Origin of the sequence: Acinetobacter sp. I-MWF (genome assembly GCF_025433935.1) — a bacterium.
Taxonomy (GTDB): domain Bacteria; phylum Pseudomonadota; class Gammaproteobacteria; order Pseudomonadales; family Moraxellaceae; genus Acinetobacter; species Acinetobacter guillouiae.
The window spans coordinates 3,461,438-3,485,660 of record NZ_JAMBAR010000001.1 but is presented as its reverse complement, the minus strand read 5'-3'; the positions used below and the strand labels follow the sequence as shown (position 1 = coordinate 3,485,660).

General features: G+C 39.1%; 21 protein-coding genes and 1 pseudogene. 20 read left to right on the top strand and 2 right to left on the bottom strand.

The window, feature by feature from the left end; all coding sequences use genetic code 11:
* From M2R48_RS15980 to M2R48_RS15965, 4 genes and pseudogenes are all read left to right on the top strand, one after another.
* A partial coding sequence (locus M2R48_RS15980) for a DUF2345 domain-containing protein (RefSeq protein ID WP_262086712.1) occupies window positions 1–1,651 on the top strand: 1,651 nt, incomplete at its 5' end.
* The gene (locus tag M2R48_RS15975) at window positions 1,648–6,408 is read left to right on the top strand and encodes an RHS repeat-associated core domain-containing protein (RefSeq protein ID WP_262086711.1); all 4,761 of its coding nucleotides are present in this window, start codon (window positions 1,648–1,650) and stop codon (window positions 6,406–6,408) included. The genes M2R48_RS15980 and M2R48_RS15975, both read left to right, overlap by 4 nt.
* Before the next feature lie 9 nt (window positions 6,409–6,417).
* A complete protein-coding gene (locus tag M2R48_RS15970; protein WP_262086710.1) occupies window positions 6,418–7,008 on the top strand; it encodes a hypothetical protein in 591 nt (196 codons plus the stop codon).
* A 172-nt stretch (window positions 7,009–7,180) separates the two neighbouring features.
* Window positions 7,181–8,153 (top strand): annotated as a pseudogene (locus tag M2R48_RS15965) (RHS repeat domain-containing protein); the annotation flags it as partial.
* A gap of 102 nt (window positions 8,154–8,255) precedes the next feature.
* Here M2R48_RS15965 and M2R48_RS15960 read toward each other — a convergent pair.
* Window positions 8,256–8,597 carry a winged helix-turn-helix transcriptional regulator gene (locus M2R48_RS15960; protein ID WP_105713494.1) on the bottom strand — a complete coding sequence of 114 codons (342 nt, stop codon included), beginning with the start codon at window positions 8,595–8,597 and terminating at the stop codon, window positions 8,256–8,258.
* 142 nt (window positions 8,598–8,739) lie between these two features.
* Between M2R48_RS15960 and M2R48_RS15955 the strand changes: the two genes are divergently transcribed.
* The 4 genes from M2R48_RS15955 to M2R48_RS15940 all read left to right on the top strand — a co-directional run bounded on the left by M2R48_RS15955 (window position 8,740) and on the right by M2R48_RS15940 (window position 12,488).
* Window positions 8,740–9,396 (top strand): DsbA family protein, encoded by a 657-nt coding sequence (locus tag M2R48_RS15955; RefSeq protein ID WP_262086709.1) that lies wholly within the window; start codon window positions 8,740–8,742, stop codon window positions 9,394–9,396.
* A gap of 25 nt (window positions 9,397–9,421) precedes the next feature.
* Window positions 9,422–10,282 (top strand): Vmh family MBL fold metallo-hydrolase, encoded by an 861-nt coding sequence (locus M2R48_RS15950; protein ID WP_166781974.1) that lies wholly within the window; start codon window positions 9,422–9,424, stop codon window positions 10,280–10,282.
* Between the two features lie 470 nt (window positions 10,283–10,752).
* Window positions 10,753–11,622, top strand: a complete 870-nt coding sequence (gene hchA / locus M2R48_RS15945; RefSeq protein WP_262086708.1) for a glyoxalase III HchA — start codon at window positions 10,753–10,755, stop codon at window positions 11,620–11,622.
* A gap of 128 nt (window positions 11,623–11,750) precedes the next feature.
* Window positions 11,751–12,488: a PA1136 family autoinducer-binding transcriptional regulator gene (locus M2R48_RS15940; protein ID WP_262086707.1), complete on the top strand. Its 738-nt coding sequence runs from the start codon at window positions 11,751–11,753 to the stop codon at window positions 12,486–12,488.
* Window positions 12,489–12,729: 241 nt separating this feature from the next.
* Here the strand turns inward: M2R48_RS15940 and M2R48_RS15935 are convergent, their stop codons facing one another.
* On the bottom strand, window positions 12,730–13,545 hold the full coding sequence (locus tag M2R48_RS15935; RefSeq protein ID WP_262086706.1) for an IclR family transcriptional regulator: 816 nt from the start codon (window positions 13,543–13,545) through the stop codon (window positions 12,730–12,732).
* A 258-nt stretch (window positions 13,546–13,803) separates the two neighbouring features.
* Between M2R48_RS15935 and M2R48_RS15930 the strand changes: the two genes are divergently transcribed.
* Genes M2R48_RS15930 through M2R48_RS15875 form a run of 12 tightly spaced genes read left to right on the top strand, consistent with a single transcriptional unit; the run spans window position 13,804 to window position 24,217 of the window.
* Complete coding sequence (locus M2R48_RS15930) at window positions 13,804–14,109, top strand: non-heme iron oxygenase ferredoxin subunit (RefSeq protein WP_034615827.1); 306 nt, start codon at window positions 13,804–13,806, stop codon at window positions 14,107–14,109.
* A 25-nt stretch (window positions 14,110–14,134) separates the two neighbouring features.
* Window positions 14,135–14,434: a recombinase-like helix-turn-helix domain-containing protein gene (locus M2R48_RS15925; protein ID WP_004823462.1), complete on the top strand. Its 300-nt coding sequence runs from the start codon at window positions 14,135–14,137 to the stop codon at window positions 14,432–14,434.
* Window positions 14,435–14,451: 17 nt separating this feature from the next.
* Window positions 14,452–15,519: an aromatic ring-hydroxylating oxygenase subunit alpha gene (locus M2R48_RS15920; protein WP_262086705.1), complete on the top strand. Its 1,068-nt coding sequence runs from the start codon at window positions 14,452–14,454 to the stop codon at window positions 15,517–15,519.
* Window positions 15,512–16,276, top strand: coding sequence for an SDR family oxidoreductase (locus M2R48_RS15915; protein ID WP_262086704.1), 765 nt, complete (start codon window positions 15,512–15,514; stop codon window positions 16,274–16,276). The genes M2R48_RS15920 and M2R48_RS15915 overlap by 8 nt, the downstream gene beginning before the upstream one ends.
* A gap of 11 nt (window positions 16,277–16,287) precedes the next feature.
* Window positions 16,288–17,220 (top strand): VOC family protein, encoded by a 933-nt coding sequence (locus M2R48_RS15910; RefSeq protein WP_262086703.1) that lies wholly within the window; start codon window positions 16,288–16,290, stop codon window positions 17,218–17,220.
* A 25-nt stretch (window positions 17,221–17,245) separates the two neighbouring features.
* A complete protein-coding gene (locus M2R48_RS15905; protein ID WP_262086702.1) occupies window positions 17,246–18,457 on the top strand; it encodes an NAD(P)/FAD-dependent oxidoreductase in 1,212 nt (403 codons plus the stop codon).
* 40 nt (window positions 18,458–18,497) lie between these two features.
* Entirely contained in the window at window positions 18,498–19,721 is a 1,224-nt protein-coding gene (locus M2R48_RS15900; protein ID WP_262086701.1) for an MFS transporter, read from the top strand.
* Window positions 19,722–19,745: 24 nt separating this feature from the next.
* The gene (locus M2R48_RS15895) at window positions 19,746–20,267 is read left to right on the top strand and encodes a cupin domain-containing protein (RefSeq protein ID WP_004717620.1); all 522 of its coding nucleotides are present in this window, start codon (window positions 19,746–19,748) and stop codon (window positions 20,265–20,267) included.
* Window positions 20,268–20,309: 42 nt separating this feature from the next.
* On the top strand, window positions 20,310–21,122 hold the full coding sequence (locus tag M2R48_RS15890; RefSeq protein ID WP_262086700.1) for an alpha/beta fold hydrolase: 813 nt from the start codon (window positions 20,310–20,312) through the stop codon (window positions 21,120–21,122).
* A 20-nt stretch (window positions 21,123–21,142) separates the two neighbouring features.
* Entirely contained in the window at window positions 21,143–21,937 is a 795-nt protein-coding gene (locus tag M2R48_RS15885; protein ID WP_262086699.1) for an SDR family oxidoreductase, read from the top strand.
* A gap of 9 nt (window positions 21,938–21,946) precedes the next feature.
* Entirely contained in the window at window positions 21,947–22,738 is a 792-nt protein-coding gene (locus M2R48_RS15880; protein WP_262086698.1) for an aspartate dehydrogenase, read from the top strand.
* Window positions 22,739–22,750: 12 nt separating this feature from the next.
* Complete coding sequence (locus M2R48_RS15875) at window positions 22,751–24,217, top strand: aldehyde dehydrogenase (protein WP_262086697.1); 1,467 nt, start codon at window positions 22,751–22,753, stop codon at window positions 24,215–24,217.
* Window positions 24,218–24,223: the final 6 nt, after the last annotated feature.

Genomic DNA, 24,223 nt, shown 5'->3' with positions numbered 1-24,223 from the left:
ACAACACCGACCTATTGCATCACCACAACGGGCCAAAGTGGTGGGGCCAAGCGGAGAAGAAATCCATGTCGATGAATGGGGGCGTATTAAAGTTCGCTTCCTGTTTAGCCGTAATGAAGACAACACCCATGATGGCGGTGCTGGTTCCAATGATAACGATACAGATTCAGCTTGGGTTGATGTCCTAACTCCATGGGCAGGTGAAGGCTATGGGGCGCGATTCTTACCGAGAATCGGTGAGATCGTTGTTATTGATTTCTTTGATGGCAACATTGACCGTCCATTTGTGGTTGGGCGTATCCATGAAGCGCAACGTCATCCAAGCAAGTTTGATGACAAAGGTAAACTTCCTGACACCAAGAAGCTGGCAGGAATAAAAAGTCGAGAGTATCAAGGCAGTGGCTACAATCAACTGAGGTTTGACGATACCACAGGTCAACTCAGCAGTCAGTTACAGAGCAGTCATGGGGCGAGTCAACTCAACCTCGGTAATTTAAGTCATCCCAAAGAGACAGACACCAGCGAAGGACGAGGTGAAGGCTTCGAGCTGAGAACTGACCAATGGGGAGCCGTTCGGGCAGGGCAAGGCTTACTACTTTCAACCTATAAACAAGACCAAGCCAAAGGTGATCACCTTGATGCTGAAATTGCCAAGAAACAGTTAGAAGGCAGTCAGACCAACAGTAAAGCCTTAAGTGATATTGCCAAAAACCAAAAGACTGATGAAATTGAATCGATTGAGCAACTAAAAGAATTTACAGAACAGCTCGAGCAAAAAATTGCAAAATTCAATAAAGCCTTGCTTTTATTAAGCTCACAAGATGGGATTGCCTTAAGTACCCCGGAAGATATTCATATCTCCGCAGATTCGCAGATCAATCAAATTGCAGGCGATAGCATCAACTTGAGTACGCAAAAGAATTTGATTGCACACGCGCAAAACAAACTCAGTTTATTTGCTGCACAAGGTGGCATTAAAGCTATTGCAGCGCAGAGTAAAGTTGAAATTCAGGCACAGTCAGATGCTTTAGATGTATTTGCCAAGCTGGGGATTAACATTTCATCTACCGATGACAAAGTTGTGATTAGTAGTCCTAAAGAGGTTGTGATTACTGGTGGCTCATCGCAAATTGCACTGAATAATTCAGGAATTTTCCCAAAAACAGGTGGGAAGTTTGAGGTGAATGCTGGGCAGCATGTGTTTCAGGGTGCAAACAGTGCAAATGCTAATCTACCAAAGCTTCCTAAGTTGAATATGAAAGAAGGTACATTTGAAATTTTTCATGAATATGTACATGGCAATTTTGTAGAAAATGGAAAATATGAAGTTGTTGATACTTTAGGGAAGGTATTCAAAGGTCAATTAAATAAACAAGGTCACGTATTACTACAAGGACTTGCTCCAGGTGTAAAGAAAGTCACACTTTGGCCAGATGAAAGAAGTCCTTTAGATGAAGCGAGTGATTTTAAAAGAGAAAACTACGCATCCATTCTTCCTGATAGTGCTAGTTTAGGAAACATTGTTAAAGATTTCATTACAAGTAAATTACCGAAAAATGAAATAACTAAAGCGTTAAGTGATGTAGCCACTTCTAAAAAAAGTACAAATAAAAGTTTTGCAGAATTATCTAAAAATGGGTGTTTTTCATGAGTGATACAGTTTTATTTATTGATGAAAAAAGTAATGAATTTAAAAAGGCACTCGCTGAGTCACAACAGACGGCTGATATATGGATTAAAGCTGCTACACATGGTGTAGTAACATTAAATGATGTTCAAAGTGTGCTTTTGAACACTCCTCCTTTTAGTCTAGCCTCTGATATTATGTTTTCGGCTTATGACATTATTGAAGATACAAAAGCACTGATCAATGATCATACAAAAGTTGAAAATTGGATTTATTTAGTTATTGATATTATTCCATTAATTCCATTTCCTGCAACCAAGGTTGTAGGGCCACCAATGAAATATGGGATGCATATGGTAAGGAGTGCAATTCGGAAATCAGGTGGGAAATTAGCATTCAAAGATGCTTTGATTCAGCAGTTGCAAATGGTTTTACATGAGCGGGTTGCTGGACAGTTTTTTGATGCGACAGAGTATCTACTTAATAATATTGATAAAATCAAAAGTGATATTCAAACAAAAATTAAAGAATCAATAGATGCTTTTATTAAAACAGTCGATGACCAATTTAAGAAAAATAAATTAGATCCGAATAGGTTTTATACCGATGCTGTTAGTCAGCTTAATAAAGCGAGTCAATATGATTTCGTTTTTCCAACTAAAGCTGAACACTTTAAAAATTTTGCAGATTATTTAGTTTTAAATCTTCGTGGTGTGACAAGCGCAAAAACAGGTCAACAAATTCAATCAGCAAATATGATTATTTCTGCTGCAGAAAATATATGGAATTCTGTTAAAAGTATTTTAAGAACAATACAAAATGCTGCAAAGTCATTTGTAGATAAAGCCTTCGGTAGTGTTGGTGATACTGATGCAGAAACATCAGGTGTGTATTATTTTTTATTTATGTTGAATTCTTTAGCTTTAGGGGCATTATCTAAAACCAAAACTGGCCAAAAAGTCCTAAAAAAATTGAAAGATCGAATTGCGGCAATCAGAAAAAGATTACAAGGCAAGACAAAAGGAAAAGAAGACCCTTGTTCACCAAATAAGTCTACTCAAAAAGCAGCTTCAAAACGAAGTGTCCAATATTCAACTGGTGAAGAAATCTTTACTCACTATGACTTTCATTTGAAATATGCTCCATTACTTGGTTATAGGACGTATATCTCGGGTTCTAAAAATATTAAAAGTACTTTAGGCGTTAAATGGCAGTCTTATTTCAATAAAGAGCTTCTAGAAGAAAAAGGTAAAATTTATTATTTTGATAGTGTTGGCAATAAAATTGAGTTACCCCGATTGGTTAAAGGTAAAAAATATTTTATTCCTGAAAATGACATTGAAATAGCCCTTTTAGAAAAAGATTCGATACAAATTGCTTTTAAAGATGGTTCGAAGGAAGTCTATAAAAAACTTAAAAAAACATATAAAATTGATTATATTCTTTATCAAAAAGTAAATACGCTTGGATTTATTTATGACCAGAATGAGAATTTGACAGATGTTGTTATCAAGTCAGATGGTGCTCAGCTCGGACAGCTAGGTTTTGAATATAATGAAAAGAAAATTCATAAAATTTGGCTGATTGAAAACAATAGCATTAGCCGTCTACTCGCATCATACCGATATGATGAAAATGATGACCTCATTCAAGCGACGACTGAAAATCAATACAGCTATAATTATCAATATAAAAATCATTTAATTACACGCTACACAGATTTAACAGGTGTAGCGATGAATTTTGAGTGGGCAATGATTGATGACAGTGATAAAGTCATTCATGAATGGATGGATGACGGAAGTAATGAATTCTTTTTTGCTTGGGATGATTCAATTCGAACTACTTATGTCAAAGATGGTTTAGGGAATACGACTGAATATTATTACAACAGTAACGGTTATACAGATAAAGTGATTTATCCTGATGGATCAAGTGAAATATGGATTCGAGACAAAGCTGATCGAATTATCCAACACATGTATCCTGATGGAAGCTCTGAAAAGTTTAAATACGATCAACATTCCAATTTAGTTGAATATTGTGATCAAGAGAGTAATTGGACGTATTACCAATATGATGAAAATTCTAATCTAATTTTTGTTCGTGATTCATTTGGGTACTTGTGGGTTAATGAATATGATCAAAATAATAATCTAATTAAAACAATCAATCCGCTGAAACATGCTACATCATATCAATACAATGCCACTGGATTACCCGTTTCAATTAAGGATACCAAAGGTGGTACAAAATCTCTGCAATATGATGAAAGTGGAAATCTTGTTGAATATATAGATTGTTCAGGGAAAACTACAAAATGGTCTTATGATGAGTTTGGACGCTTGTCTGTAGTTGAAAATGCACTGAATCAAAAAATTGAATATTATTATACATCATTCACCCGAGAGCTAAGAGAGCCAGTTCTTAAAGGACTTCCACTCAATGCTGCTGGTGAGTTGGAAAAAATAAAATATGCCGATGGCACGGAAGTTCATTTCATTCACGATGCCGAAGGTCGCTTATTGGCACATATTGATGCAAATAAGCAAATTACAAAATATACCTATACCGCTTCGGGATTAATTCATACTCGTACAGATGCCTTAAATCATAAGCTTCAATATCAATGGGATAAGCTCAGCCGATTAAAAAGGTTGATCAATGAAAATGGTGCAGTCTATGAGTTTTTCTATGATGTTGTGGGGCGATTAACCAAAGAAATTGATTTTGATGGAAATGAAATCAAATATGAATATAACCAAGATTCAGGGCGATTAGCCACCAGTATTGAGGTTGCTTCTGCATATGGACAAAAATTACAAGATCAACTCTCACCACAAGATCGAGTTCAGCATTTTATTTTTAATAGTCTTGGGCAACTCGAACAACGGACAGTAGGTTATGGTTGTGGCAAAGAACTTAACCATATTCAAACGGAAGAGTTTGCTTATGATGCCAGTGGTAAATTGATTGATGCTAAAAACTCAGAAATGCATAATCAATGGTTCTATGATGCTGTTGGAAACCTAAGTCGAGAACATCAGAGTGATTTAAAGCTGAAAACAACAGCAGTATGGAAACACAGCTACGATGAAATCAATGATCGAATCAAAACCATACGACCTGATGGACAAAATATTGATTGGCTTACTTATGGTACAGGTCACGTTTTAGGTTTAATTCTTAATGGGCAAGATGTTTTAAGCTTTGAACGAGATGATTTACATCGTGAAACTATGCGCCATTATGCCAATGGGATAAGCCAAGAACAAAAGTACAATGATTTAGGACGATTGATGCAACAAAGCATCGTTAATGGACATAAATCGGGCTACGACTCTCCAACAAAACAAAATAATGCAATTCATGAGACTCAACAGCTTATTCAACGGCTTTATCAATATGATAAATCTGGTGAGCTAATCCAAATTCAGGATAGCCGTAGAGGTAATTTAAACTATAAATACGATCCTGTAGGTCGTTTGTTGGAAGCAAATTCTAGGTTGGGTAAGGAAACTTTTAACTTCGATCCTGCAAGTAATATTATTGAACCTAAAAATACTCAAAAGTCACTGCAGACTCATAACCAAAATATAGACGATACAAACTATGGTTATAATCGTCTGGTTAATAATGTTGTCAAAGAATATTTAGACCAGCAGTATCAATATGATGCTTATGGACAGCTCATTCGTCAAAAATCATCTAAAGGTGATTTATATCTAGAATGGGATGTTTTAGGTCGGCTACAAAGAACAAGAAATCAAGAGTATTCGGCGGATTATCGTTATGATGCTTTAGGGCGTCGTATCCAAAAATGCAGTAAACACCACCATACAAGTGGAGAACAAAATATTCTCTATGGCTGGGATGGTGATACCCTCGCCTATGAATCGACTGAAGACGCGACTAAGCATTATATCTATGAAAAAAATAGTTTCATTCCTATGCTACAAGCTGTTTATACAACATCGATAGATATTCATCAAACACCTGACTGGACAGATAAAACTTATAGTATCCATCGTGATCCACTTTGGAAGAACACGAAACAGAGCAAAGGTTTTGATGATGTATGGTTCTACCATTGTGACCACCTTGGTACACCACAGGAAATGAGTGATCATACAGGTGCAATCATTTGGAAAGCGCAATATAAGGCTTGGGGCGAATGTAAAGTAGAGAAAGTTAAATCTAATTTCTTCGAAAATTCTGAAATTATTAGCAACAACATCCGTTTCCAAGGACAGTATTTCGACCAAGAAACAGGTCTTCATTACAACCGATATCGCTACTATTCGTATAATGTTGGACGATATATAAGTAAAGATCCAGTTGGATTGTTTGGTGGATTGAACACATATCAATATGCACCAAATAGTAATTTCTGGGTTGATCCATTAGGTTTGAAAGGAGTAAGTGTAAAGCCTGCACCCGTAAATTCACCATTTGATTATTATTTAACACTAGATAGTAAAGTTTATCCTGAAACTGCTGGTCATATTAAATCAGCTATTGCTAGAGGGCATGCATCCATAGTAACTGTGGATCCAATTAATGCTCCAGCAAGACGAAGATTAGCTATGAAAGGCCATCCTTGTAAAACTGGATATGATCGAGATGAATGGCCAATGGCTATGTTTAAAGAAGGTGGATTAGGTGCAAGTGTAAAATATATTAAGCCATCTGATAATAAAGGTGCTGGTAAATCAATTCAATTAGGTCTCGCCGGTGCGGGAGTTTTACCCGGCGATAAAGTTAAAATCTTTGTAAAATAGAGGTGTAATATGACTATAAAGTTAGAAATTTTAAATGAGTTGTTAAAGTATGATTATCAAAAGGAATATTTTAAATCATTGGAAAATAATTTTGATATAAGAGAAAGTGATAAAACTTTAGAACTTGTTAGATTGGTTTATAACTTATTTGTTCAAGAGTTTGATAATTATTCTGTGATCAGAGAATTTTTAGATAGTATAGAGTTTTGCGATTTTAATCGTAAAAACTCAATCCAATGGGCAAGTCTTTGTTATTTATATCAAATTAAATATATTGTAAATGAAGATGTTAACTTAAGAAAAGAAATTCTTTCTATTTTAATGAAAGATCTTAATGATAATAAAGTAATGGAAGAAAAGCGTTTTAATCGGGTAATCAATGGAAGTGAAATAGCTTCTAGAATCGAGACTAGGAACAAGGAAAAAAAAATGGGACGGGAATTTTATTATACTAACTCTATAGCATTAATAATTGATATGTTGAAAAAAAATATATATGAGTTCAAAGATAAAGAAGACTCTTTTTTATTACAGGATAATATTATTTGTGAAATTAATGAGTTAAAAAATATTTTGCCTACTTTAGAGGAAATTTTTTAAATTTTGAATATTAATCAATCTGAGGTCTTTTTTATAAATCAAAAACGATCAATTGATTGATCGTTTTTAAATCAAAATTGTTTGAGTATTGATGCATAATTTAAAAATGAAATATATTTTTATTCAAAAGCTTACAGATATTCAGTTTAAGCGATTAGCGGGCATTTGATGTATATTTGAAGCCACCAGTAAATTAGGAAAAGAAACCTTTAACTTTGACCCTGCCAGTAACATCATAGATCGCTACAATGATGACAAAGCGCAAAATCATGAGCTAAGCCATCAACAAACAGCAGAAGAAAAAGGCTATGGTTACAATCGTCTAGTCAATAACGTGGTCAAAGAATACCTCGACCAACAATACCAATATGATGCATACGGACAATTGGTTCGACAAAAATCAACGCAAGGTGATTTAAATCTTGAGTGGGATGTTTATGGTCGAATGATCAAAAGCCGTAACAGCCAATATACAGCAGAATATCGCTATGACGCTTTAGGACGAAGAATACAAAAACGTAGTAAGCACCACCATACAGGTGATGAGCACAACATCATCTATGGATGGGATGGTGACACATTAGCTTATGAGTCAACAGAACAAGCCACTAAACACTATATCTACGAAAAAGATAGTTTTGTGCCGATGCTGCAAGCCGTCTATCAAAGCCCTATAGAATTACATCAAACACCTGATTGGTCAGACAAGCCGTATAGTGTACATCGTGACCCACTATGGAAAACCACCAAGAAAAGCAAAGGCTTTGATGATGTATGGTTCTACCATTGTGACCATTTGGGTACACCACAGGAAATGACAGACCACTCAGGTTTGATCATTTGGAAACCGCAATACAAGGTGTGGGGTGAGTGCAAAGCTGAAAAGGCTAATTCCAATTTCTTTGAAAACTCAGAAATTATTTCAAACAATATCCGTTTCCAAGGTGCATGAGCAAAGACAGAGCATTGCTCTGTCTGAAGCGCAAGGATCAAGAAATAGGGCTTCACTATACCGTTATCGTTATTACTCGCCTTATGTGGGACGGTTTGTAAGTAAAGATCCAATTGGATTGTTTGGTGGATTGAATAAATATCAATATGCACCAAATTCTACACAATGGGTTGATGTCCTTGGTTTAAATAAGTATTTCATTGGCAGTATGGACCAAATGTCTTTTAAAGCTTCTGCGTTAAAATCATTAGTGCCACACTCTAAAGAATGGATGGAAACTTATAACAATTCCAAGTTAATTTTCATTTTGTTCAATCCATTGAACCAAATCATAAATTTTTTCAGCGACTTCAACTCCTTTATTTTCAGATAAAGAATATTCTACATGTGGCGGAATAACTGGATATTCCTTACGAATCACAAAACCATCATTTTCCAAATCACGTAAAGTTTGAGTCAACATTTTTTCACTGATGCCATCAATTCTACGTCTTAACTCACTAAAACGGTGAGTCCCTCTTCTTAAACAGAACATGACCAAAACGCCCCAACGATTGGTTAAATGCATAAGCTTAACCCGAGAGGGGCAATTCTTTGACAACACATTTGCGGCTAAACAAGATTCATCAGTATTCATAAACTTTCCACGACTAAAAAACACTTACTTTTTAGTAAGTACTTACAAAAAGTAAGTTTATTATTTACTATAACAAATATCAGCAAAACTGTGTGGCTTTTCACATATTTTGAATCATATATTTATAGATGAGAGTTAATTTATGGCTTCTCCAATTCTACACTGGATTATCGACCCGATCTGCGGCTGGAGTTATGGTGCACTGCCTTTAATTAATGCAGTCGAAGAAAAATTTCCAAATCTACAACGTCTACATTTTGGTGGACTTTATAGTGAAGATCATCAACCACAAATGACAGCAGCAATGCGAACACAGATCATTCACTATGATGAACAAATCCATCAACTCACAGGTGTTGATTTTGGTGATGAATATAAAAATGGTTTGCTTAAAGAAAGCACACTGATCATGAACTCTATCCCTGCAACTCATGCTTTACTGAGTATTCAGCAGGGGTTAGGGCATAGCGCGATGATATCGTTATTAAATTTAATACAACTGGGCTACTATCAAAAAGGTCTAAATGTCACACAATATAGTGTACTGGCTCAATTTGCTGTCGAGTTAGGACTGAATAATGACCAATGGTCAAAATATTTAGATGCGATCGATCAAGATCAACAAGATGAATATATTCAACATGCACGCCAATTATTATCCCATGTTCGAGGACAAGGTTTTCCAACATTGGTGTATGAAAATCAACATGGTGAAATGGGCAAAATACCGCTTCATGGTTTTTATAATAAATCAGAGGATTTTGTACGTTTTTTAGAGCAACAACTACTTAAATCTTAATTTAATTCTAAAGAGAGCCAACAATATGAAATTATTTTTAAAATCACTTCTTGCAAGTTCAGTGATGTTGAGTGCTTCTGCATTTGCAGCAGAGTTAAGCTATAAAGTTTATAACCCACAAGCACAAGGCATTTTTCCAGTTACATCTACACTTATTTCGGGTGAAAAAGATGCAGTGCTGGTGGATGCGCAATTCAGTGTTAACGATGCAAAGAACTTGGTTAAAATCATTCAAGACAGCGGTAAAAACCTTAAATATATTGTGATTACAGCGGGTGATCCAGATTTTTATTTTGGTTTAGAGCCACTGGTACAAGCGTTTCCAGATGCAAAAGTGATTGCAACCCCAGAAGTTGTTAAACATATTGAAGCAACCAAAGAAGGCAAGTTTGCTTATTGGGGACCTATCTTAAAAAATGGTGCGCCATCTCAAGTGATTGTACCGAGTGCCAGTGAAGATAAAACCATTGTGCTAGAAGGTGAAAAAATTGAGATCAAATCACCGGGTAAATACGCATCTTATCTTTGGGTTCCAAGCAATCGTACAATTCTAGGTGGTGTAGGGTTATCTTCAGGGATTCATCTGTGGACAGCAGATGCACAAACTGAAAAAGAACGTAACGAGTGGCGAAAAACGCTAAAACAAATGAATCGTTTAAATCCACGTGCAGTGATTCCTGGACATTATATTGGTGATATTCCAACAGGAACTCAAGCAATCGACTTTACTTATCAATACCTTGTGGATGTTGATCAAGTTTTAAAAGATCATAAAGATTCAGCATCAGTGATTGCTGCTTTAAAAGAAAAATACCCGAACTTGGCCGAAGAAAGTTCTTTGGAGTTAAGCTCTAAAGTGTTGACGGGTGAGATGGAATGGAAATAATTTAACGATGACCTATTGTTTTAAATTCATGAACTTCGTCATTGTTGGTGAACAAGGATAATGGGTTAATCTAATCAGGTGAAACTTAATCTAAGATCATGGTTAAGTTTCATCATTGAAGCCATTGATTTTTTTCTAAGCGGAATTTTGAGTTTCAAAGCCAATACACAATCGACATTTACAAAATCTCTCACAGTATTCAATTTCATCGCCACGTTGTATTTCTGTATCGAGCGTGAGTATTGATCGTAGAAAATATAAATCTTTATTAAAATCTAATTAATTAAAAATCAGATATTTACTGTTAATAAAAGCAGGGTTTATTGGTGGCGATAGCCTGATAAAAATTGAATTCAGCATATGTTTTAAAATTGTAGAAATAGGGGTTTTCCCTCATTCAAAAATCTTTTTAGGGCAGAATATACTGTGCATGTTGAATATATCCTCTATAAGAACGCTTGGAGTAAAAAATGACTGAACTAAGTAAAATACCTACACCAGATACTGCTGAAGATAATGCTTTTTTTCCATCCCCTTATTCTTTAAGCCAGTACACCGCATCGAAAACAGATTATGACGGTACGACTTATCCCAACCCATATCGTGGCGACAAAAAAATTCTGATGATTGCAACGGATGAGCGCTATATCCTGATGCAGAACGGTAAATTCTTTTCTACAGGAAATCATCCCGTTGAAATGTTACTTCCGGTATTTCATTTAGACAATGCAGGCTTTGAGTTTGATATTGCAACGCTCTCAGGCAACCCTGCCAAGTTGGAAATGTGGGCAATGCCGAATGAAGACCAAGTGGTTTTAGATACCTATGCAAAGTACGCTGAAAAACTTAAAAACCCGTTAAAGCTTGATGATATTTTGGACGAGATCATTGCTGGAAACTCACCATATGCAGGGGTTTTCATTCCTGGTGGTCATGGTGTACTCGCAAAAATTCCTGAAAGTAAAAGTGTAAAAAAAGTTTTAGAATGGGCGATAAACAACGATAAATATGTGATTACACTGTGTCATGGACCCGCAGCTTTACTTGCCGCAGCCGTCGATGAAAAACCAGAAAACTATATATTTAAAGATTATGAAATTTGTGTATTTCCTGACTTTTTAGATAAAGGCGCAAATATTGAAATTGGTTATATGCCTGGGCCATTACAATGGTTGGTGGGTGAAAATCTCGATAAATTAGGCGTTAAAATCCTAAATAAAGGTATTACAGGGCAGGTCCATAAAGACCGAAAACTTCTGACTGGAGATAGTCCTTTGGCATCGCATAATTTAGGTAAGTTAGCCGCTGAAACCTTATTGGCTGATCCTGAATTGGTATAAGCATCAATCAAGACGTTGTTTCTATTTAGACGCAATTTTTTATCTCAATATTGGAGATCTAGAGGTGATCTGCTACTGATCTCCAATATTTTAGTTTTAAGTGTTCAGTTTAGTGAGAAGACGGCTTTATGAGACTTGCAAGCAATCAACTGGCCGATTTATTATTTCAGACTGTTCACCAATTGAGACAAGCACGTGACCTCGAAAGTCTATTTAAAATTCTGGTGGGATTTGCTGCTCAGCTAAATTTTGATCGGATTATTGTATGTAGTGTTTCACCTCAAAACCAACATGAATGGATTGATGAAGTTTTCTTTGTGCATGGTAACTGGGTTGATCGCAGCAATATCGAAGAGCGTGAAGTATATTTACGCCGCTGCCCAATCACCAAGCATATTTTTGAATACGATGAAGCCTTTTTTTGGGCAAAGAGCTCGCATAAAAAAACTGCAAAAGAAACCTATCGGATTATCAAAAGCCTTCTACATCTTGGTGAGGTCAATGGAATACAAGTGCCCGTATTTGGTCGAACAGGTTTAGAAGGGGCAATTTCATTTGCGGGTGAAATTTCTGATATGGGTGCTGATTTTAAACTCACAGTACAGATGGTTTGTAATATTGCTTTTGGTGAAATTCTACATAAACAAAAGCATAGAATTGCGCATAAAAAAATACTGACCAAACGTGAAAAAGAAGTTTTAAAATGGGCAGCAGTGGGTCAAAAGCATTTTGAGATTGCCGACATTTTAAAAATTTCAGAGAGAACTGTTGAAAATCATTTACGCAGTATAAGAAAGCGCTTAGGAGTAAAATCTACTGCTCAAGCAATTGCTTCTGCCATCATCAGCAGAGAAATTGAATTATAAAGCAGCTCGATGTTTGCGACTTTTAAACATTTAGGTTTAGTCAAAAGCGCAGCGATTCTTTTAAGAAACATAGCGTGAGCATTGAGATTTTAAGCCCCCCCCTCAAAAAAAAGAAGAAAAGAAATAAAATAATAATGATCGCCAAATAAAAACCAGAAGGACTTTTTATTTGGCGTGTATATCTAGAAAATTTGGTTAGTCTTCCCTATGCCCAAATTGAAGTAATTAGATTTATCAATGCTTAAAAATAAATAAATTTTGAAATTTTATCGGCATACTCAACCACATTTTGAGAAATTTCACCTCTAAATAAATCTTCTGTATAGGTGCTGAGTGGGCAGCTTACAGATAATACGGCAGCGATTTCTTGAGTTGCCTGACTATAAATAGGTGCAGCACTGGCAGCCATATCGGTATTAAAGTGCCCCCAACTGATCATAAAATCCTGACTGCGGACATAATTTAAACGTTCTAATAAACTCGCCAGATCACGTGGTGTACGATCAGAATAGACTTTCCAATCGGTAAAATGTTCATAGCGTTTAATCACTTCAACCTCAGAAAGGCGAGATAAAATTAATTGTCCAATTACGGTGGCATGGGCATGCCAACGTGTACCAATATGCACATTACTGGTAAATGAACCAATAGATTGGGCATTGCTGATAAAGACAATATCGGTGCCTTCTAAAATAGAAAGATGCACAGCGATTTTAATTTTATCGCGTAATTCACGCATGATGGGGATAGCCAGATCAGTCAGCGATGATTTGGATAAGCTGTTAAAACCAAGTTCCATCACGTTGCTGTTCAGCGCATAAGTCTTTTGCGACATTTTTCTTAAATAACCACAAAACTCTAAAGTGTGGATTAAACGAAAAGCACTCGAACGGTTTACATCTAATTTTTCTGCGATTTCAGAAATGGTCATTTCCTGATGCTGTTGATCAAATAATTTTAAAATGGCTAAGCCACGCACCAAACCCGGTACTAAATAACGTTCATCATTATTGGGTTCAGCATTTTGCTCCAAGAGAGCATCATTTATTAAGTTCATTGCCAAGTTGCCCTGTGTTTATTTTGCAATTCCTGCACATGGAATACCACTATAGTAATCATCAATTTTTCTAATCTCAATGTTTATATATAAAACATTTTTTTGATTAAGAAACATCTAAAATTATAACTTTTTATTAATTCATTGAAAAACATAAAAATATAGTATTTGACAAGCAAAATGATCAAAGCTTATGCTATTCATTATGTTTTAAATGCTAAATTAAGTTTTATATATAAAACAAATAAGGATGCAAAAATGAGTTGGATCTCAGTTTGTCAGCAAGATGACATTACCGAAGACGAGCCGAAAGCCATAGAAGTCGAGGGTAAGAAAATTGGTGTTTTTTTTATCGATGACAATTATTTTGCGATCGAGAATGTTTGCCCACATGCCTTTGCGTTGCTAACAGAAGGCTTTATTGAAGATCAAACCGTGGAATGCCCATTACATGAGGCAATTTTTGATATTCAAACAGGTGAGCTAAAGAGTGGACCGGGATGTCGTGATTTGTGTACTTATCCCGTACGTGTTGAAGGGCAGGACGTTCAAATTCAACTATAAGTCTTATTTATAAGGATGGAATCTCATGAAAACATTTAATGAGAAGCTAGCGAACTGGATTCATGCCACGCCAGCGACCGAAGCAGGGATCAACAATATTCAAATACCGGGACAGCCAGAACTTCTGGTTTGGCAAACACGCTATAAAGTGCCAACAGTCTATGAGCAGGATTTTGTTCAACATTTAATTCAAGCCTTTTCTTCAGGCGTAACAGAACTTACTGATTTGGTTCAATCGTTAAATCAACAAGGTTTTCGTTGCGAGTCTGGTGAACTTTGGACTTCTGAAACATTTTCTGAAGAAATGCAACGTTTAGGTTATTGATTCAAGGAAGAACAGTGATGAATGCAGCAGTAACAGTGACTCCGAGTGTTGAGGAGTATTTAGATTTAGGTTTACGTGATCAATGGCATCCTGTACTGGCAAGTTGGGAAGTCGCAGCCAATCCTGTGGGTATTACCCGTTTAGGTGAAAATATCGTGGTTTGGCGTGATGACCAAGGTCAGGTGCATGCTTTAGAAGATCGTTGTCCGCACCGTGGTGCGCGTCTTTCTTTAGGTTGGAACTTAGGTAATCGCGTGGCATGTTGGTATCACGGCGTTGAAGTTCGCCATGATGGCAAGGTTGAAGATGTACCCGCAGTACATGAATGCCCAATGAAAGGCACAACTTGTGTGAAAAGCTACCCAGTGATTGAGCAACATGGTGCAATTTTCCTGTGGTTTGGCATTGATCCAAATGAAGTCGCTAAACCACTTGATTTTCCTGAGCAATTGGCGAGTGAGGAGTGGAGTTCATTCCTATGCCAAGCAGATTGGAAGGTCAATCATCAATATGCGATTGATAATGTGATGGATCCAATGCATGGCACCTATTTGCATTGTACCTCGCACTCAATGGCGGATGGTGAGCGTACTGCAGAAATGAAACACCGCTCAACTGAAAATGGTTTTGTCTTTGAAAAAGAAGGGCAAACAGGGGTCAATTTTGACTGGGTTGAATATGCCAATACTGGTGCAAGTTGGTTGCGTCTTTCGATTCCTTATCGTAAAGATTTTGGTCCAGGCGGTGAGTTTTGGATTGTGGGTTATGCCACACCGATTGATGCTCAAAATACCCGTGTTTTCTTCTGGCGTTGTCGTAAAGTCAGTGGTTGGCAACGTAATGTCTGGCGTTTTCTTTATCGCAATCATTTAGAAAAACTGCATTGGGATGTCTTGGAACAAGATCGAATTATTTTAGAAAATCTTGCGCCAAATGCACGTCGACATGAATTCCTCTATCAACATGATGTCGGTTTATCGCGCTTACGCCGTTTAATGAAAAAAGAAGCGGAAAAGCAGTTAAAGAAAATTGCGAGCTTGAATAGCTCAAACCGTATTGAAATGCAGGAACAAGTTCATGGTTAATGTCGCATTGTTGCAGGGCAAGAAAGTCTTTGTTACAGGCGCAGCAAGAGGCTTGGGACGAGACTTTGCACAGGCCATTGCCGAAGCTGGTGCTCAAGTGGTCATGGCGGATATCTTGACAGATCTTGTGCAACAAGAAGCAGCAGTATTGCAGGCACAGGGTTTACTGGTGACTGCGGTCACGATTGACTTGGCTGATGCTGATTCGATTCAACAGGCTGTTCAGCAAGCAGCTAAACATTTAGCTGGAATAGATGGTTTGGTGAATTGCGCTGCAGTTGCGACCAATGTGGGTGGTAAAAGCTTGATGGATTATGACGCCGATCTATGGGATCGGGTCATGAACATCAATGTCAAAGGGACGTGGTTGGTCACCAAAGCATGTGTGCCATATCTCAAGCAGTCTGATGCAGGCAAGGTAATTAATGTGGCATCGGATACGGCTTTATGGGGCGCACCTAACTTGATGGCTTATGTTGCAAGTAAAGGTGCTTTGCTGGCAATGACCCGTTCGATGGCCAGAGAGTTAGGGCCATTTAATATCTGTATCAATACGCTTTCTCCAGGATTGACACTGGTTGAAGCAACAGAATATGTACCGCAAGAACGTCATGATTTATATGTAAATGGTCGTGCGATTCAACGTCAGCAGTTACCACAGGATCTGAACGGAACAGCACTTTATTTACTTTCGGATTTGTCCTCATTTGTGACTGGACAGAATATTCCCGTAAATGGTGGTTTTGTCTTTAATTAAGGAATTGTTTCATGATTACAGGGATCGAGATTTTAAAGTTTGGCGTTGAGGATCGGGCTGCTTCAAATAAATTTTTGGCAGATTTTGGTTTAAAGCCAAGCCAATCAGATATTGAGGGTACGGATCTTTATCAAACCCAGAACGGCAGTAAAATTTATTTATTTGATTGTGATGATCCGCGTCTACCACAGGCCATCGAGTCAGGTTCAACCTTACGTGAAGTGACGTGGGGCTTGGATGATGCAACACAGGATTTGGCTGATTTAGCGACTCGCCTGAAAGATGTAGATGGTTATCAAGCCACGGCTGACATGCTGCAATGCTTAGACCCAAATGGGATGACCATTCGCTTTCAAGCCAGTTTTACCCAAGAACTACCTGCGTTAAAAACTGAAGGGATTAATCAATACGGCAGTATCACTCGTGTCAATGCAGCCAGTCCAGTGTATGAAAAAGGGCAACCTGTTGCGATTGGACATGTGGTGTTCTTTACCCCTGATTTAGAAAAAACAGAATCGTTCTATATCGAAAAGATCGGTTTCTTCTTATCGGATGCTTATCGTAATCGTGGTGCTTTTTTACGTTGCCGTGGCAAAGGCTATCACCATGATTTGTTCTTGCTTTCGGTACCCAATAAACCTGCTGGACTCAATCATGTGGCCTTTGTGGTGCGTGATATTCATGAAGTGATTGGCGGTGGCTTAAACATGAACCGTTCTGAATGGTCTACTTTTATTGGTCCAGGTCGTCATCCAATTTCTTCGGCTTACTTTTGGTATGTCAACTCACCTTTGGGTGGTGCATTTGAATACTACACCAATGATGATTATTTGACGGAAGAATGGCAACCACGTGTTGAAGAACATTGTTTAGAACTCTTTACTGAGTGGGCGGTTGAAGGTGGTTTAGATGACCACACTCGTCGCCAAGTCAAACCTGTATAAGCAGTTGGAACAGGGAGATTAAGCTATGCAAAGAATTGTCATTGTTGGCGCAGGACAAGCTGCGGGTTGGGCAGTAAGCACACTCCGTCAACATGGATTTCTAGGTGAAATTCATGTGGTATCCAATGAGGAACGGGTATTTTACGAACGCCCACCCCTGTCAAAACAAGTCCTCTCCAAAGAAGCCAGTTATGACAGTTTGCATCTGTTCTCTGCTGAACAGATGCAAGATTTTAATATCGAGTGGCACAAGCCTGCTGTGGCAACACAAGTGGATCGCCAACAAAAACATGTGGTTTTAGAAAGTGGTCAAGTTTTGCCTTATGACAAATTATTGATTGCGACTGGAAGTCGAGCACGTGTACCAGTCAATACATGGCAGTTTATTCCCAATGTAGTGACTTTACGGAATGTACAAGACTGTGAACGTTTAGCCGAAATCTTACAACATACGCAAAATTTAGCAGTAATTGGTGGTGGTTGGATCGGTTTGGAAATTGCAGCAACGGCACGGAAACAAGGCAAACAAGTGCATGTTTTTGAATACGGTGATCGACTTTGTGCACGTAGTGTTAGCCCTGATGTGTCTGAATTTTTGCAAAATATGCATCAACAACAAGGTACTCAGATCCATTTAAATAGTAAAAATGTGCATTTGATTGAAGCAGGTCAACAGCAAGTTGAAGTGGTGAATCATCCAAATACCAGTGAACTGTTTGATTGTGTGGTGGTGGGTGCGGGTGCAGATATTGCCAAAGAGCTGGGTGTGAGTGCGGGTTTAGACGTTAAGGATGGCATTGTCGTCAATGGTTTTGGACAAACTTCAGACCAAGACATTTATGCCGCAGGTGATGTGGCGATACATCCAAGTTTGGGCTATTGCATTCAGTCTTGGGCCAATGCGCAAAATCAAGCCATTGCCGCTGCAAAGTCGATGTTAGGTATGGATACGGAATATCTGGATATTCCTTGGTTATGGTCAGACCAGTATCACTACAATATTCAGATTTTAGGGACTTACCAACCTGAAAAAACCAAGCAGATTGTGCTACGTCAAAACGCAGCAGATCAGTGCAGTTATCTTTATCTGGATGAGCAAAACTGTTTGATCAACATGATTGCGATCAATGACTCAAAACTGGTCAAACTGGCAAAGCGCTGGATGCAATCCAATACCGTGTTAGACCCCAAATTATTAGCAGACCCTGAATTTAATGTAATGAAATTAAAACCGTAAACATTAAATCCGGTTCATGACTCAATCGAAGGAATGAAATATGAGTAATGAAGAGAAAAGTGGATTGAAGCATTGGGTTCCTGCTTTTGTCCTGATGATCTGTGTCGTTCTGGCATTTTTCGACAAAATTAGTATCGCAGTCTTGTTTGCGGATCCGCACTTTCAGGGCGCGATGGGGATTGCCCAAGACAAAGCAAAGCTTGGATGGTTAATGACCAGCTTTTTATTGGCTTATGGTTTTTCCTCTGTGTTTTTAAGCTTCTTAGGCGATATTTTTAGCCCTAAAAAAATGCTGTTTTGGAGCGTCTTATCTTGGGGGATACTCATGTTCTGTATGGGTTTTACCACCAACTATACAGGGATGTTGATTCTCCGCGTTCTGCTTGGATTAGCTGAAGGCCCATTATTTGCCTTGGCTTATACCATCGTGAAACAAACCTATACAGATCGTCAGCAAGCACGTGCTTCCACCATGTTTTTGTTGGGTACACCGATCGGTGCCTTCTTGGGTTTTCCAATTACAGCGGCTGTTCTCGCAAACCATGATTGGCATACCACCTTCTTTGTGATGGCCGGTTTAACTGTAATTGCACTGATTGCGATTGTGTTTGGCTTACGTAATTTACAACTCAAGAAAACCATTGAGCTGGAATCGACCAGTAAACGTGTCAATTTTAAAGGGCATATCCACAACACCAAAATGCTATTACAGAACGGTTCATTTTGGTTGGTGTGTATTTTCAATATTGCACTGATGACTTATCTGTGGGGATTAAACAGTTGGGTTCCATCTTATTTGATCCAAGACAAGGGCTTTAACCTTAAAGAGTTTGGTATTTATTCAAGCTTCCCATTTATCGCCATGTTGATTGGTGAAGTGATTGGTGCATTTCTTTCTGACAAGTTAGGTCGTCGTGCCATTCAGGTATTCAGTGGCTTATTGGTGGCCGGCATCTTTATGTATGTCATGGTCATTATGACAGATCCAATTTTAGTAATTGTTGCAATGTCTCTCAGCGCAATGGCTTGGGGCTTTGGTGTCGCAGCAATATTTGCACTACTTGCTCGTGTGACCACTGCTGATGTGGGCGCGACAGCGGGTGGGATTTTTAATGGACTGGGTAATTTTGCCAGTGCAATTGCACCCGTTCTGATCGGTTACATCGTGATGCAAACCCACAGTTTTAATTTAGGAATTACCTTCTTAGCAGCAGTTGCTGTGATTGGATCGTTCTTCTTGGTTCCTTTACTAAAACGTTATTAATTCAAGATATCTAGGAGTTAAAACATGACTACTCAACAATTCGAATCATGGTCACAGCCTGAAGGTACAAGCTTACAAGATTGGTTAAATACCCGTATCGCACGTTTTGAAACACGTAAATATGATTTTGATGCCTTGAAGTTCCAAGCGGACTATGACCCCAAATATCGCCGTGCCCAAATGCGTTATATGGGCACGGGTGCAACAGGTGTAGTCAATGATGGCAACACTGTTCCAGCAGAAAACTTCACTTTTTCAACCATGGTTTTACCTCCGCAGTGCGAAGGGCCTTTGCATATTCATCATGATGTTGAAGAAGTGTTTTTTATGTTGCGTGGTGAGATTGACCTGTTTATCGAACATAACGGTGAGAAATTTCAAACCAAACTTAAAGAGCGAGACCTGATTTCAATTCCACCTGGAATTTACCGTGGCTTGTTTAATCCGGGTCAGGAAGATGCCTTGATGTGTGTGATGTTAGGTGCGGGTAAACCGACTATTCCGAACTATCCACCAGAACATCCATTGTCGCAAATCAAACGTTGATTGAATCGACAAAGCCCAGCCCTACAGCAAAGGAATCCAGCCATGACATTGCTTGATCGATTAGCCAAATATCCAGTCAAAACCATTGTAGTGGATGGTCAAGTACACGCCTATCGTGAGGCAGGTCAAGGCCAGCCGTTGATTTTGCTACACGGGATTAGTTCGGGTTCTGCTTCATGGATCAACCAACTTGATGTACTGAGTCAGTCTTTTCGTGTGATTGCTTGGGATGCACCGGGTTATGGCTTATCAGAAGGTTTAAATACAGCGCAACCGAATGCAGAAGATTATGCACAACGTTTGTTGGGTTTAATCGACGCTTTGGCAATTCCGCAAGCCATTCTGGTTGGTCATTCCCTCGGGGCTTTACAAGCCAGTGCTTTTGCTCATCTTTATCCTGAACGTGTACAGACTTTGCTGATTGCCAATGTGGCACAAGGTTATCAACGTTCAGATGAGAAAAGCAAAACACAGGTTTATCAAAAACGACCAATGCTGTTGAAAAGCTTAGGTCATGCAGGCATGGCGGCAAGTCGTGGACCGCATTTAATTTATAAACAAGATGCTCAAGCTTTGGCTTTGGTCACAGCGGTGATGCAGGATTTGACCTTAGACGGTTTTACCCATGCATCATATTTGCTGGCCTATGATGAAATTAGAAATTATTTAACAGATATTCGTGTTCCTTGCGTCGTGATTGCAGGCGATCAGGACCAAATTACACCTGCACAAGGTATCCAAGACCTTGCCGCAGAAATGCAATTGAGCCGATGTCATCTGATTACAGATGCAGGTCATCTGAGTTATGTCGATCAACCACAACAGTTTAACGACATTATTTTATCGGCACGTTAAGACTCAAACGAGAGAAAAATATGAGCTTCCAAGTTGAAGGAAAAGTAGCAGTAGTAACAGGTGGCTCGTCAGGCATTGGTTTGGCTGCTGTCGAAATTTTAGTTGCAGAAGGTGCCAAAGTGGCATGGTGTGGTCGGGATGAACAGCGTCTAGCAGAATCAAAAAATTATATTTTGGAAAAGTATCCGCAAGCCCATATTTTTACTCAAGCCTGCAATGTTTTAGACAAACAAGATGTAAAACGCTTTGTACAACAGGTCAATCAAAATTTAGGCAATGTCGACATGTTGATCAATAATGCAGGTCAAGGGCGCGTATCCAATTTTGAAGACACTCAAGATGAAGATTGGATGAAAGAAATTGAATTGAAGTATTTCAGTGTCTTGCATCCTGTTCGTGCATTTTTAGATGATTTAAAAAATTCGGCGTGTGGATCAATCACCAATGTCAATTCCTTACTGGCCTTGCAACCTGAACCACACATGATCGCGACTTCATCGGCACGTGCCGCTTTGCTGAATTTAACTCATTCCTTAGCGCATGAATTTAGCCAATATGGGATTCGGGTGAATTCAATTTTATTGGGCATGGTGGAGTCAGCACAGTGGAAACGCCGTTTTGAAACACGTTCAGATAGCCAAGCGTCATGGGAACAGTGGACAGGCAATATTGCAAAAAACCGTGGTATTCCAATGCAACGTCTAGGTAAACCTGAAGAACCAGCACACGCTTTGGTGTTCTTGGCTTCACCATTGGCATCCTATACCACGGGTGCAGCCTTGGATGTCTCTGGTGGATTTAACAAACATTTATAAGGTGTGCCCATGAAACAGTTGATGATGATTGGTTTCGGTGCAATGGCAGCAGAAGTGTACGCACATATGCCACAAGATTTACAGCTTAAATGGATTGTGGTGCCTGCACGCAGTGTTGAAAAAGTACAGGCACAAGTATCCGCTCAGGTACAGGTAATTAGTTCGATTGATCAATGCCTTGGCAAGCCTGATTATGTAATCGAAGTTGCAGGCCAAGCGGCGGTAAAAGAACATGCCCAAAAGGTGTTAGAGAAAGGTTGGACCATTGGTCTGATTTCAGTGGGAACCTTAGCCGATAGCGAATTTTTCTCTCAACTGAAACAGACTGCGGAACAACACGATGCCCATCTACATCTTTTAGCGGGTGCGATTGCGGGGATCGATGGTATCTCTGCGGCAAAAGAAGGTGGTTTGGAAAAGGTCACCTATAAAGGCTGTAAAAGCCCGAAGAGTTGGCGTGGCAGTTATGCTGAACAATTGGTTGATCTCGATCAGGTCAGTGAAGCTATGGTTTTTTTTCGTGGTACAGCCAGAGAAGCAGCACTGAAGTTTCCAGCCAATGCCAACGTTGCAGCAACCATAGCACTCGCAGGTTTAGGCATGGATGAAACCATGGTTGAGCTTACGGTTGATCCAAAAACCAATAAGAACAAGCACACCATTGTGGCAGAAGGCGTGTTTGGTGAAATGACCATTGAATTGGTGGGTGTGCCTTTGGCAAGCAATCCCAAAACCTCAACTTTGGCTGCGCTTAGCGTGATTCGTGCATGTCGCAATAGCGTTGAAGCAATTCAGATTTAAAAGGATTTGATCATGGTAAAGGAAATTTATATCGCAGGTGAATGGCGATTAGGTAAAGGCAATACGATTCAAAGTCTGTTTCCAGCAGATCAATCTGTAAATGCTGAAATTTCTACAGCGAGTTTAGATGATGTCAATGAAGCAATTGAAAAAGCAGATTTGGCATGGCGACAAGCAGGCTGGCGCAATAGCATGCCACATGAACGTGCGCGTATTTTGTATAAAGTGGCAGAGATTATTGAAGCACGTGTAGATGAGCTTGCAAAATTACAAACCCGTGATAATGGTAAGCCACTGGCTGAAACACGTGGTTTAGTGATGAGTGCAGCCGCGACAGCTCGCTATGTTGCCGCAGCATGTGAAACGCTGAATGATGAACTCACCACACAACGTGCGGCTGACTTTATGACCATGAGTGTGCATGAACCTGTCGGTGTGGTGGCCGCGATTACACCGTGGAATTCACCGATTGCCAGTGAAGTTCAAAAACTAGCCCCTGCGATTGCTGCTGGAAATGCGGTGATCCTTAAACCGGCAGAGGCAACGTCTTTAATTGCCTTGGAACTCGCCAAAATCTTTGAACAAGCAGGACTGCCAAAAGGCTTACTCAGTGTTTTAGTGGGGCGTGGTTCTGTAATTGGTGATGCCATCGTAAAGCATCCTTTGGTCCGCAAAATTTCATTTACTGGCGGAACCACTACAGGGCGTCATTTGGCTCATCTTGCCGCAGATAAATTGATTACCACCTCATTAGAGCTTGGTGGAAAATCCCCTACGATTGTTATGCCTGATGCAGATATTGAATTGGCTGCTAAAGGTGTGGCTTATGGGATCTTTAGCTCCGCAGGACAAGCTTGTATTGCAGGTTCACGACTCTTCGTGCATCACAGTATTTACGATCAGTTCCTTAAGCGTTTGGTTGAAATTACCAAAGCTTTACGAGTGGGACATCCAGAAACAGCGGATGTACATTTGGGCTCTTTAATTAATCCAAAGCATTTGGCTTCTGTCGATGCCTATGTGCAATTGGCCAAGCAAGAAGGTGGTCAAGTTGTAGTGGGTGGTCAAGCGCTGACGGATGGTGATTTGGCGAAAGGAAGTTATTACTTACCGACCATCATCACGGGTTTAAATAATACTGCACAAACCTGTCAAGAAGAGATTTTTGGTCCGGTCTTGGTGGTGATGAAGTATGACGATGAAGCCGATTTAATCACCCAAGCCAACGACAGTTGTTTTGGGCTTGCAGCAGGAATCTGGACTGAAAACTACCGTAAAGCTTGGCAAATTGCGCGTGCTTTGGAAGTCGGTACAGTCTGGATTAATACCTATAAAAAATTCTCTATTTCGGCACCGTTTGGTGGCTTTAAAGAAAGTGGTATCGGGCGTGAAAAAGGGCGTTTAGGTATTTTGTCTTATATGCAGCAAAAAAGTATTTATATGGGATTAAGCGAACAGCCAAATCCTTGGTGTGAATAATAAATT